This window comes from Cryobacterium sinapicolor (assembly GCF_004403465.1).
In the GTDB taxonomy this organism is placed as follows: Bacteria; Actinomycetota; Actinomycetes; order Actinomycetales; family Microbacteriaceae; genus Cryobacterium; species Cryobacterium sinapicolor.
The window spans coordinates 91,578-103,612 of the sequence record NZ_SOGQ01000034.1; the positions used below are offsets into that span (position 1 = coordinate 91,578).

Below are 12,035 nucleotides of genomic sequence, written 5' to 3' on the forward strand. Positions count from 1 at the left end.
CACATGACTACGGATGCTGTAACCGCGCCCTCTGAGTCCACCGTCATCGCCGGTGTGCACTATCACAAGTTCGACATCGTCATCGTGGGAGCCGGTGGCGCCGGCATGCGTGCCGCCATCGAAGCCGGCTCCGGCGCCAGCACCGCAGTGATCTCCAAGCTGTACCCGACGCGTTCGCACACGGGTGCGGCGCAGGGCGGGATGGCCGCGGCCCTCGCCAACGTCGAAGAGGACAACTGGGAATGGCACACCTTCGACACGGTGAAGGGTGGCGACTACCTGGTGGACCAGGACGCAGCCGAGATCCTCGCCAAGGAAGCAATCGACGCGGTCATCGACCTCGAGAACATGGGCCTGCCCTTCAACCGCACGCCGGAGGGCAAGATCGACCAGCGCCGATTCGGCGGCCACACCAGCGATCACGGCAAGGCGCCCGTCCGCCGGGCGTGCTACGCCGCCGACCGCACCGGCCACATGATCCTGCAGACGCTGTATCAGAACTGCGTCAAGCGCGGCATCAACTTCTTCAACGAGTTCTACGTTCTCGACCTGGTCATGACACCGGTCGACGGGGTCGACCAGCCGTCGGCCGTCGTCGCCTACGACCTCTCCACCGGCGAACTGCACGTCTTCCAGGCGAAGGCGTTCATCTTCGCCACCGGTGGGTTCGGCAAGATCTACAAGACCACCTCCAACGCGCACACCCTCACCGGCGACGGCGTGGGCATCGTGTGGCGCAAGGGCCTGCCGCTCGAGGACATGGAATTCTTCCAGTTCCACCCGACCGGCCTGGCGGGCCTGGGCATCCTGCTCACCGAGGGCGCGCGCGGCGAGGGAGCCATCCTCCGCAACGCCGCCGGCGAACGGTTCATGGAGCGCTACGCGCCCACCATCAAGGACCTCGCGCCGCGTGACATCATCGCCCGCTGCATGGTCAAGGAGGTCGCGGAAGGCCGCGGCGCCGGTCCGAACAAGGACTACCTCTACCTCGACTGCACCCACCTGGGCGCCGAGGTGCTCGAGACCAAGCTGCCCGACATCACCGAGTTCGCCCGCACCTACCTGGGCGTCGACCCGGTCACCGAGCCGGTGCCGGTCATGCCCACCGCCCACTACGCGATGGGCGGGATCCCGACCAACGTGAACGCGGAGGTGCTGCGCAACAACACGACCGTCGTGCCCGGCCTGTACGCGGCCGGCGAGTGCGCCTGCGTGTCCGTGCACGGCTCCAACCGCCTCGGCACCAACTCGCTGCTCGACATCAACGTCTTCGGCAAGCGCGCCGGAAACAACGCCGTCGCCTACGTCAAGACGGCCGAGTTCACGCCGCTGCCGGCCGACCCGGCCCAGGGTGTGCGGGAACTGCTGGAAGGCATCCGCACCTCGACCGGCACCGAGCGCATCGCCGTGCTCCGCAAGGAGCTGCAGGAGACAATGGACGCCAAGGCGCAGGTGTTCCGCACCGACGAGTCGCTCTCCGACGTCACCAACGTGATCCACGGCCTGCGCGAGCGGTACAAGAACATCGGCGTGCAGGACAAGGGTCGCCGGTTCAACACCGACCTGCTCGAGGCCGTCGAACTCGGCTTCCTGCTCGACTTGGCCGAGGTCGTCGTGTTCTCTGCGCGCAATCGCAAGGAGAGCCGCGGCGGGCACATGCGCGACGACTTTCCCCTGCGCGACGACGCAAACTACCTCGTGCACACCATGGCCTACCTGACCGGAGACCCGCTCTCCGCCGACGCCGCCGACCACATTGCGCTCGACTGGAAGCCGGTCACCATCACGCGCTACCAGCCGATGGAAAGGAAGTACTGAGTTGAGTACCGCTACCGCCACCGAAACCGCACCGACGACCGCGGGCGCCCCCGTCGTGCCGGAGGAAATCCAGTCCTTCACCGTCACCCTGATCATCCGCCGGTACAACCCGGAGGTCGACGACGAACCGCACTGGGACGACTTCGACGTGCAGATGTACCCGACGGACCGCGTGCTCGACGCCCTGCACAAGATCAAGTGGGAGCAGGACGGCAGTCTCAGCTTCCGACGCTCCTGCGCGCACGGCATCTGCGGCTCGGATGCCATGCGCATCAACGGCCGCAACCGCCTGGCCTGCAAGACCCTGATCAAGGACCTCGACATCACCAAGCCGGTGTACGTGGAGGCGATCAAGGGCCTGCCGCTGGAGAAGGACCTGATCGTGGACATGGAGCCGTTCTTCGAATCGTTCCGTGCCGTGCAGCCGTTCCTGGTGGCGAACAGCGCCCCCGCCGACGGCAAGGAGCGGATCCAGACCGTCGCCCAGCGCGAACGCTTCGATGACACGACCAAGTGCATCCTCTGCGCCGCGTGCACCTCGAGCTGCCCGGTGTTCTGGACCGACGGACAGTACTTCGGTCCGGCCGCGATCGTCAACGCCCACCGCTTCATCTTCGACTCGCGCGACGATAACGCCGCCGTGCGCCTCGACATCCTGAACGACAAGGAGGGCGTGTGGCGCTGCCGCACAACCTTCAACTGCACCGAGGCGTGCCCGCGCGGAATCCAGGTCACGCAGGCCATCTCCGAGGTCAAGCAGGCCATGCTGCGCGGCACCCTGTAGCCGCACGGACTCGACCGGCCGGTCTCCCCACGACGAACGTCCGTGGCGAGACCGGCCTTTCGCGTTCTCGACCGCACGGCCGCCGCCTAGGCTGAACTGGTGAATACTCCCGCGGTGATCGACCGGACCAAGACGCTCATCGGCCGGGTCATGCGTTCGCGCCCGGTGCGGGTCTTCACCCGTTTCGGGGAGAGCGGCGGCGGCATCCTCGCCGCCGGCATGTCGTACCAGGCCATCTTCGCGACGTTCGCCGCGCTCTGGCTGACCTTCTCCATCGCCGGGCTATGGATCACGTCGAACCCCGACCTGGAGCTGACGCTCTACTCCTTCATCAACCAGTCCGTCCCCGGGCTGATCGGCGAGGACGGCGTGATCGACCCGAGCGACCTCGCCAACGCCCGGGTCTTGGGCTGGTCGGGCGCCTTCGCTCTGGTCGGCCTGCTCGCCACCGTGCTCGGCTGGCTCTCGAATACGGCGCTCGCGGTGCGCACGATCTTCCGGATGCCGCCAGACAAGACCTTCATCCTCCTGGTCAAGCTGCGGGAACTGGGCCTCGGCCTGCTGTTTGCGGTGGTGCTGGTGCTGTCGGCGTTGATCTCGATCGCGAGCACCGAGGCGCTCGGGGCGCTGTTCGGGCTGTTCGGAGTGTCCCGGGATTCGTTCTGGTTCAACGCCGCCGCCCGCTCGGTCGGGCTGCTCCTCGTGCTCCTGATCGACACCATCACCCTCGCCGCACTGTTCCGGGTGCTGTCCCGGGTGCGGATCCCGTTCCGCCAGCTGATCACCGGCGCCGTCCTGGGCGCGGCGGGCCTCGGCGTGCTCAAGATCCTCGGCAGCACGCTGCTCGCCGGCGCCGGCCGCAATCCGCTGCTCGCCGCCTTCGCGGTGATCATCGGGCTTCTGATCTGGTTCAACCTGACCAGCACGCTGACGCTGCTCGCGGCATCCTGGATCGCCGTCGGCATGGACGACGGCGGGTTGTCTCCGCGCCGGATCAGCGCGGACGAGGTCGCCACCGAGAAGCGCCTGCGGGAGGAGGAGGCGTTCCGGGTGGTGGTGCTGGCCGAGCTCCGGGATGCCCGCCTCGCGCACGACACCGCAACCTGGCCCCGCCGGCTGCTCACCGGCCGCCGCCTGCGCGCCGCCGAGAAGCGGGCCGCAGAGCTTCAGGCCGACGGGTCGGAGCCCGAGCCAAAGTAGAATCGGGGAATGCCTTCCGCCTCGACTGCCGCCACCGGCCCCGCCGCTGCCGACCCTGCCTCCTCCGCCGCATCCGCCGCATCCGCCGCATCCGGGGCAGGCGGCACGCGGCTGCGGATCGCGAGCGTGAACGTGAACGGCGTGCGCGCCGCTTTCCGCAAGGGCATGGGCGACTGGCTGGCTGAGCGGGACGTGGACATCCTCGCCCTGCAGGAGGTGCGCGCCTCGACCGAGGACCTCGAGGGTCTGCTCGGGCCGGAGTGGAGCATCCTGCACGATGCCGCCACCGCGAAGGGCCGGGCCGGGGTGGCCCTGGCCAGCCGGTCGACCGCTGCCATCCACCGGGTCGAGCTCGGCGCAGCCGAATTCGACAGCGCAGGCCGCTGGCTCGAGGCCGACTACGAGGTCAACGGCACACTGATCACGGTCGTGAGCACCTACGTGCACTCCGGCGAGGTCGGCACGCCGAAGCAGGTCGAGAAGTACAAGTTCCTCGACGCCATGCTCGCTCGGCTGCCCGAGCTCGCCGCGCACAGCGACCGGGTCGTCGTGCTCGGCGACCTGAACGTCGGCCACCGCAAGTTCGACATCAAGAACTGGCGCGGCAACGTGAAACGCGCCGGGTTCCTGCCGGAGGAGCGCGCCTACTTCGACCGCATCGTCGGCGCCGAGGACGCCCCGGACTACAACGCCGGGGCCGGTCTCGGCTGGGTCGACGTGGGACGCCGCTGGGCCGGCGAAGTGGACGGGCCGTTCACCTGGTGGTCGTGGCGCGGCCAGGCGTTCGACAACGACACCGGCTGGCGGATCGACTACCAGCTGGCGACGCCGGCGCTCGCGGCATCCGTCACCGGTTACGCGGTCGACCGCGCGGCCGCCTACGACCAGCGCTGGTCCGACCACACCCCCGTGGTCGTCGACTACTTCATCTGACCTCCCACTCCATCTCGCGCCGTCGGCTCTGCCGGAGGCAACACGCTACGAAAAGATCTGATCCCATGACCAAGCCCCGCCTCTACTCGGGCATGCAGCCGAGCGCCGATTCCCTGCAGATCGGCAACTACATCGGCGCCCTCCTGAACTGGAAGGCGCTGCAGCAGACCCATGACGCGTACTTCTCCATCGTGGACCTGCACGCCCTGACCGTGGCGCAGGACCCGGTGAAGCTGCGGGAGAACACCCGGCGCACCGCCGCGCAGTACATCGCTAGCGGCATCGACCCGTCGGCGTCGACGCTGTACGTGCAGTCGCATGTCGCCGCGCACGCCCAGCTGTCCTGGGTGCTGAACACGATCACCGGTTTCGGCGAGGCCAGCAGGATGACCCAGTTCAAGGACAAGTCCGCCCGGCAGGGATCGGACGCGACCACCGTGGGACTGTTCGCGTACCCGATGCTGATGGCCGCGGACATCCTGCTGTACGACACCCAGATCGTGCCGGTCGGTGAGGACCAACGCCAGCACGTTGAACTGACCCGCGACCTCGCCGCGCGCTTCAACGCCCGGTTCGGGCAGACGTTCACGGTGCCCGAGGTCGCCATCGTCAAGGAGACCGCGAAGATCTACGACCTGCAGAACCCGACGTCGAAGATGTCGAAGTCGGCCGAGTCGCACGCCGGCGTGATCTGGCTGCTCGACGAGCCGGCGGTGACGGCCAAGAAGATCATGCGCGCGGTCACGGATGCCGAGGGCGGCGTGGTCTTCGACCGCGAGAACAAGCCGGGCGTGGCCAATCTGCTCACGATCTACTCGGTGCTCGCTTCCCGCAGCATCCAGTCGATCGAGGACGAATACGCGGGCCGCGGCTACGGTGACCTGAAGAAGGGGCTCGCCGAGGTGGTCACCGGCACGTTCGGGCCGATCCGGGCACGGGTGCTCGAACTGCTCGACGACCCCGCCGAACTCGACCGTCTCCTGGCCCAGAACGCTGACCGGGCGGCTGGCGTGGCCAACGAAACGCTGGCGCGCGCCTACGACCGCGTCGGCCTGCTGCCCCGCCGCTAGAGTCGAGGGATCCGCGCCGGCGGCCCGGGCCCGTCGACGGCCCCACTGCTGGGTCGGCAGGGAGTCTTCGTTCTCGGTTCGACGTGTGGCGAATTCAGGATATCCGTCGCCTCGGTTCGCATTCGCCCCGGAAAATCGCGGAATTGGTTGTATGTCTCGGCCAATCTCCTGAGTTGGCCACACGGAGACGAACCTCGGGCCCAGGGCGACGGATCCACTGGCAGGCCGCTCTGCTGCGCGCGGTACCCGGCCTCACTGTCGGGCGCTCGGGTTTCGGCGCGGGAGCGGCCCAACATTGTGTGGCTAAATCAGGACATCCGTAACGACCGTTGCCCTCCACGCCCGGAAAGTCCGGATCTGACACCGCGCTTGGGTCGATTTCCTGAGTTAGCCACACGGGTGCGGGCATAGAACTCTTGTCTGACCGGGTGGCCGGATTCGCCGGAACCGGGCGCTACGGCCCGGCCGCACCGGGAAGCCGGATTCGCCCGCACCGGGCGCTACGGCCCGGCCGGACCGAGGAACCGGAGGCAGGTTAGACGATGAAGGTTCGGTAGTGGCCGGCTGCCGCCAGCAGGCCCGTGATCGCGGCGATGACGCGCTCGGGGTGGTGGATGATGTCCCGGTAGAGCACTCGCAGAGTCAGGTAGCCCCGCATGGCGAGGTCGCAATCGCGGGAGCGGTCCCGCGCGTGCGCCTCCCAACCGTCGTGGAACTGCCGGCTGTCGGCTTCGACCACGATGCGCCCCTCCACGACCATGTCGACGCGGCCGACGCCCCCGATCTCAACCTGGATCTCGACGTCGAAGCCTGCTCCCCTGATCACGAGGCGAAGCACGGTCTCCTGGCCTGATTCACTTCGGCAGTCGATGAGCCGGCGCAGGGACTGGAATTCCGCGGGCAGGGCTGCGAAGATCTGCGACACGGCCTGAGCCGTAAGCAATCTCTTGAATAAGGCATTGTCGAGCGAGGCGATCGCGAATCTCGGTTTCTGACACCGGAAAACCTGGACCAGCGCATCGGCCAGCCCGATGCGGCACTCGGAGCCACCGGCTGGATCGAGCAGCTGACCCCAATGGAGTTCCACACCGTCTCGATTCTGGGTGGTAAGCCGCTGAAAACGATCGTGCGGGGCCCTTAACCGGGAAGCGGTGGGGTCGAGGTGGATGTGCGCGAAGGTGCTGTCCAAAACGAAAATCCCGGAGTTCGCGACCGCGGAGATGCAGGCGAGCCGCCCGCCCAGCCGCACCGCTTCGAGGACGTGCGCATCCGTATCGGGAAGCGCGTAGTGACCGCGGCGCGCCCGGACCAGATAGCCACTCTCCACAGCCGCCCTCAGCACCCGCCAATTGGCGCCGGCGGCGTTGAGAGCCTCGGTCTCGGCGATCTGCACATTGTGGACGCGGAAATATTCTGCCCAAGTCATGTCGACAGTGTGGACAGCACGGACTCCGTCCGCCGCGTTTGCGCCGACGTGTGGACTGCTCCGGTCAACCAGTGCTGTGGAGGACGAGCGGTTGCACCGCCTACCCGGGGCTAACTCAGGAGGAATGGCCGTGCCACTGGGGACGGACCGCACTGGTCCGGCGTGCTGGGGCTCGGCCGGTGTAGATTTCCTGAGTTAGCCACACATCACCCGGGAGAAGGGTCTCCGGGGAACTTCCCGCGACGGAGGGAGGGATGCCGAGACCCGGCGGCCAGGTGTGGCCGCCGGGTCTCGGTGGGTGGGGTGCGCGGGATGCGCGCGGCTGTGGGAGCTAGACCACGTCGGCGTCGACCCAGTCGAGGGACTTGGTGATGGCCTTCTTCCAGTTGCGCAGCAGACGGTCACGCTCGGCGACGTCCATGCTCGGCTCCCAGCGGGCGTCCTCCTGCCAGTTGGACCGAAGCTCGTCGAGGTCGTTCCAGAAGCCGACCGCCAGGCCGGCCGCGTAGGCGGCACCCAGGGCGGTCGTCTCCGCCACCACCGGGCGCACGACGGTCACGCCGAGGATGTCCGCCTGGAACTGCATCAGCAGGTCGTTGGCCGAGGCGCCGCCGTCGACCTTGAGCTCGGTCAGCGGCACGCCGGAGTCGGCGTTGACCGCGTCCAGCACCTCGCGGCTCTGGTACGCGATCGCTTCGAGGGCGGCGCGGGCGATGTGGCCCTTGTTCACGTAGCGGGTGAGGCCGACCAGGGCGCCACGGGCATCCGCACGCCAGTACGGCGCGAACAAGCCGGAGAAGGCGGGCACGAAGTAGGCACCGCCGTTATCCTCGACCGACAGGGCGAGCGCTTCGATCTCCTCGGCCGTGTTGATGATGCCCAGGTTGTCGCGCAGCCACTGCACGAGCGAGCCGGTGACCGCGATGGAGCCCTCCAGGGCGTAGTGCGGTTCGGCGTCGCCGAGCTTGTAGCCGAGCGTCGTGAGCAGGCCATTCTTGGAGTGGATGATCTCGGTACCGGTGTTGAAGATCAGGAAGTTACCGGTGCCGTAGGTGTTCTTGGCTTCGCCCTGGTCGAAGGCCGCCTGCCCGAACGTCGCGGCCTGCTGGTCGCCCAGGATGCCGGAAATCGGGGTCTCGCGCAGCAGGCTGTGGCCGCTGGCGACGCCGTAGACCTCGGAGGAGGAGCGAATCTCGGGCAGCATCGACTTCGGCACGTCGAACGCGGCGAGGATCTCGTCATCCCACTGCAGGGTCTTCAGGTCCATGAACATGGTGCGGCTGGCGTTGGTGACATCGGTCAGGTGCACGCCGTCCTCGAGGCCACCGGTGAGGTTCCAGAGCACCCAGGTGTCGGTCGTTCCGAACATGAGGTCGCCGGCCTCAGCCTTTTCGCGGGCACCCTCGACGTTCTCGAGGATCCAAACGATCTTCGTGCCGGAGAAGTATGTCGCCAACGGCAGGCCGACCTTGGCCTTGAAGCGCTCGACGCCACCGTCAGCGGCGAGACGGTCGACGATGGGCTGGGTGCGGGTGTCCTGCCAGACGATCGCGTTGTAGACGGGAAGCCCGGTGTTGCGGTCCCAGACGACGGCGGTCTCGCGCTGGTTGGTGATGCCCACGGCCGCGATGTCGTGGCGGGTCAGGTTGGCCTTGGCCAGAGCCTGGCCGATGACCTCACGGGTGTTGTTCCAGATCTCCATCGGGTCGTGCTCGACCCAGCCTGCCCGCGGGAAGATCTGTTTGTGTTCGAGCTGACCGGTCGAGATGATCGAGCCGGCCTTGTCGAAGATGATCGCACGGGAGCTGGTCGTTCCCTGGTCGATTGCGATGACGTACTTTGCCATTGTTAACTCCTTTGTCAATGCTGGGTACACGGTTGTTCAGAAACGAGACGGGAAGAGCAAGGGAGAAGAGACGAGCGGATGCCTAGGCCAGGATCGGCAGGAGGAACGCGGAGGTCCACCCGGCCAGGAGGCCACCGATGACAGGGCCGACGACGGGCACCCAGGAGTAGGCCCAGTCAGAGGAACGCTTGCCCTGGATCGGCAGCAGGAAGTGCGCGATGCGCGGGCCGAGGTCACGGGCGGGGTTGATCGCGTAGCCGGTCGGTCCACCGAGCGAGGTGCCGATCACGATTACGAGCAGGGCCACCGGCAGGGCGCCGAGGGCTGCCAGGCCGCCGTTCTCGCCCTGGCGTCCGCCACCGAACGCGATGACGACGAAAACGAGAACGAAGGTGCCGATGATCTCGGTGACCAGGTTCCAGCCGTACGAACGGATGGCCGGGCCGGTCGCGAACACGCCGAGCTTGCTGGCCGGATCCGGTTCCTGGTCGAAGTGCTGCTTGTAGGCAAGCCAGACGAAGGCGGCACCCAGGATGGCACCGACCATCTGGGCCCCGATGTACGCCGCCACGGACACGGCGTTGACCGGAACTCCCGAGCCGAATTCGGTGGCCCCGGAGGACACGAGTCCAAGCGTCACGGCGGGGTTCAGGTGGGCGCCCGAGTTGTAGGAGACGATCACGCCGGCGAAGACTGCGAGGCCCCAGCCGATGGTGACCATCAGGAAACCGCCGCCGAAGCCCTTGTTCTTTGTGAGGGCGACGTTGGCGACCACCCCGCAGCCGAGTAGGACGAGGAGCGCGGTTCCCACCACTTCCGAAAGGAACACGATACCGAGATTGTCCACGTTGACATCCTTTTAAATGATTGAAATGAGTGAAGCGAGAAAAACGAACAGTAAAAAACCTAGCGACTCGAGGCCGCCCATTGCGCAGACCGCGGTGCACGTTTGTGCAGATCAGGCAATGAGTCGGTAGACCGCACCCCCGGCCGGGTGGTGGGGGTCAGTGCGAACGGAGGGCAGGCGGCCACAGGGACCGCCTGCCCTCCGAGCTGTTCCGTTCTGTTTCGCGGTTCCGAGCCGCCCTAGACGGCCGGGGCGACCGGCGTGTCCACCGGGGCCAGATGCACGCCGTACAGGTCGAGCAGCGTGTTCGCCGCGGTGTCGACCTCGTGCGCGCACCGAGCGGCGTCCCAACCCAGGATCGGCGCGAGTACGCCGGCCAGCTCGGTGAGCAACGGCAGGGTCACTTCGCCGCGGAAGGCGATGCTGGTGCGGCGCAGCAGCAGGTCCATCAGGTGCATGACCGATTCCGTGGAGGCGATGAGCTCGATTTCACGCCGGGTGTACCCAGGGTGCTGCGCGAGCGGAGCGTCCGGTTCGGCGGTGAGCCAACTGATCACCTCGGTGGCGCGGGTGCCGTACCGGGTCAGCAGCACGTCGGCCCGCTCGGTGCCGACCTGCTTGCCGTTGGCTGCAACCCAGACCCGGCGTGCGGCGTCCGTCGCCGGGAAGTCACGGCCACCACCGATGGCCAACCCGACCGTCGAGACAGTGCGCTGCTTGCCGAGCAGGGTCAGGATGTCACCACTCATGTGTTCGGCGAGGGCGCGGAAGGTCGTCCATTTGCCACCGACCAGGCTCAGCAGGGTGCCGGGCCGGGCTCCGAGCGGGCGCGACTCGATGCGGTAATCACGGGAGACGAAACCGGGCGCCTCGTCGTCGTGGCGGGGCAGCGGGCGCACGCCGGCGAACCGGAACACGATCTGCGACCGGTCCACGGCCACCTTCGGGAAGACGTGATTGACGAGTTCGAAGAAGTAGTCGACCTCGGCCTCGGTGCAGCGCGCCGGCTGGGTCATGTCGTGCTCGAGGTCGGTCGTGCCGACCAGAACGCGTCCCGCGAGCGGGTAGATCAGCACGATGCGGCCGTCTTTGTGCTCGAAGAAGATCTCGCGGCCGCCGGTCGCGGCAAGCAACTCCGGGTTGTCGAGCACGACGTGCGAGCCCTTGGTGCCGCCCATGTAGGTGCTGGCCTGGCCGAGGGCCGTGTTCGTGAGGTCGGTCCAGGGTCCGGACGTGTTGACGACGATGTCGGCTTCAAAGCTGAATTCGGCACCGGTGACCGTGTTGCGGAGGCGCACGCCCGCGGCATCCATGCCGACGGCCTCGATGTAGTTGGCGCTGCGGGCGTGGGTGCCGGCTGCCAAGCCATCGAACAAAACGTCGAGGGCGAGGCGCTCCGGGTCGTGCATGGAGGCGTCGTAGTAGGTGGCCGTGTACTTGAGGCTCGGGTTGATCTGCGGCAGCAGCTTGAGCGATGCCTTCCGTCCGAGGAACTCGTGCCGGGGCACGTTGCCGCCGTCGCGGGAGAAGGAGTCGTAGAGCATCATGCCGATCTTGATCAGCAGCGCTCCGCGTTCCTGGGCCGCACCCTGCTTGTGGGTGAGGAAACGCATCGGCGCGGACATCACGCCGGAGACGGTGGAGTAGATCGGGATGGTCGTCTTGAGCGGCTTGACGTAGTGGGGGGCGATCTTGAGGAGGCTGTTGCGCTCCTCGACCGACTCCTTGACGAGGCGGAATTCGCCGTTCTCCAGGTAGCGCACGCCGCCGTGAATCATGTGCGAGGACGCCGAGGAGGCCCCGGAGACGTAGTCGCCCCTGTCGACGATGGCTACATCGACGCCCTGGAGGGCCAGATCGCGGAAAGTCGCGATGCCGTTGATGCCAGCTCCGATGATGAGGACCTGGGCCCGGGGCCGGTCCTGGATGGCCGCCTGGGCGGCAGCGCCACTGGACTGAGGCGGGGCGGAGGATGACTGATCGGGTGTGGACAGCACTGATTCGCTCACTTCTCTGTGGGGGTAGAAACCGTGATGTTCTGTCACAGCCGGCCCGCAATCGCATTCGGGAGAGCGGGAACTCTACCAACCCTGCTAGGTTCTACACAAATG

The 12,035-nt window shown here is 67.2% G+C and carries 9 protein-coding genes; 5 read left to right on the forward strand and 4 right to left on the reverse strand.

The genetic code is table 11. The annotated features are described in order from the left end of the window. Window positions 1-3 precede the first annotated feature (3 nt). From sdhA to trpS, 5 genes are all read left to right on the forward strand, one after another. Window positions 4-1,818, forward strand: a complete 1,815-nt coding sequence (gene sdhA, locus E3T28_RS07625) for a succinate dehydrogenase flavoprotein subunit (RefSeq protein ID WP_134429457.1) — start codon at window positions 4-6, stop codon at window positions 1,816-1,818. A gap of 1 nt (window position 1,819) precedes the next feature. After that, entirely contained in the window at window positions 1,820-2,602 is a 783-nt protein-coding gene (locus tag E3T28_RS07630) for a succinate dehydrogenase iron-sulfur subunit (RefSeq protein ID WP_174776824.1), read from the forward strand. Window positions 2,603-2,701: 99 nt separating this feature from the next. Beyond that, window positions 2,702-3,802 carry a YihY/virulence factor BrkB family protein gene (locus tag E3T28_RS07635; protein WP_134429459.1) on the forward strand — a complete coding sequence of 367 codons (1,101 nt, stop codon included), beginning with the start codon at window positions 2,702-2,704 and terminating at the stop codon, window positions 3,800-3,802. A 9-nt stretch (window positions 3,803-3,811) separates the two neighbouring features. After that, complete coding sequence (locus tag E3T28_RS07640; RefSeq protein ID WP_134429461.1) at window positions 3,812-4,735, forward strand: exodeoxyribonuclease III; 924 nt, start codon at window positions 3,812-3,814, stop codon at window positions 4,733-4,735. Between the two features lie 65 nt (window positions 4,736-4,800). Further along, a complete protein-coding gene (gene trpS, locus E3T28_RS07645) occupies window positions 4,801-5,805 on the forward strand; it encodes a tryptophan--tRNA ligase (RefSeq protein WP_134429463.1) in 1,005 nt (334 codons plus the stop codon). Between the two features lie 535 nt (window positions 5,806-6,340). On the opposite strand, the gene E3T28_RS07650 is transcribed toward trpS, so the two are convergent. The 4 genes from E3T28_RS07650 to E3T28_RS07665 all read right to left on the reverse strand — a co-directional run bounded on the left by E3T28_RS07650 (window position 6,341) and on the right by E3T28_RS07665 (window position 11,852). Then, window positions 6,341-7,231 carry an endonuclease domain-containing protein gene (locus E3T28_RS07650; protein WP_134429465.1) on the reverse strand — a complete coding sequence of 297 codons (891 nt, stop codon included), beginning with the start codon at window positions 7,229-7,231 and terminating at the stop codon, window positions 6,341-6,343. Between the two features lie 331 nt (window positions 7,232-7,562). Next, window positions 7,563-9,077 (reverse strand): glycerol kinase GlpK, encoded by a 1,515-nt coding sequence (gene glpK / locus E3T28_RS07655; protein WP_134429466.1) that lies wholly within the window; start codon window positions 9,075-9,077, stop codon window positions 7,563-7,565. A gap of 82 nt (window positions 9,078-9,159) precedes the next feature. Beyond that, entirely contained in the window at window positions 9,160-9,924 is a 765-nt protein-coding gene (locus E3T28_RS07660) for an MIP/aquaporin family protein (RefSeq protein WP_134429467.1), read from the reverse strand. A 239-nt stretch (window positions 9,925-10,163) separates the two neighbouring features. Continuing rightward, the gene (locus tag E3T28_RS07665) at window positions 10,164-11,852 is read right to left on the reverse strand and encodes a glycerol-3-phosphate dehydrogenase/oxidase (RefSeq protein ID WP_241979232.1); all 1,689 of its coding nucleotides are present in this window, start codon (window positions 11,850-11,852) and stop codon (window positions 10,164-10,166) included. Window positions 11,853-12,035: the final 183 nt, after the last annotated feature.

Bases quoted from the DNA above. Each gene is read 5' to 3' on its own strand.
- sdhA (WP_134429457.1), top strand. From the start codon at position 4: ATGACTACGGATGCTGTAACCGCGCCCTCTGAGTCCACCGTCATCGCC.
- E3T28_RS07640 (WP_134429461.1), top strand. From the start codon at position 3,812: ATGCCTTCCGCCTCGACTGCCGCCACCGGCCCCGCCGCTGCCGACCCT.
- trpS (WP_134429463.1), top strand. From the start codon at position 4,801: ATGACCAAGCCCCGCCTCTACTCGGGCATGCAGCCGAGCGCCGATTCC.
- E3T28_RS07650 (WP_134429465.1), bottom strand. From the start codon at position 7,231: ATGACTTGGGCAGAATATTTCCGCGTCCACAATGTGCAGATCGCCGAG.
- glpK (WP_134429466.1), bottom strand. From the start codon at position 9,077: ATGGCAAAGTACGTCATCGCAATCGACCAGGGAACGACCAGCTCCCGT.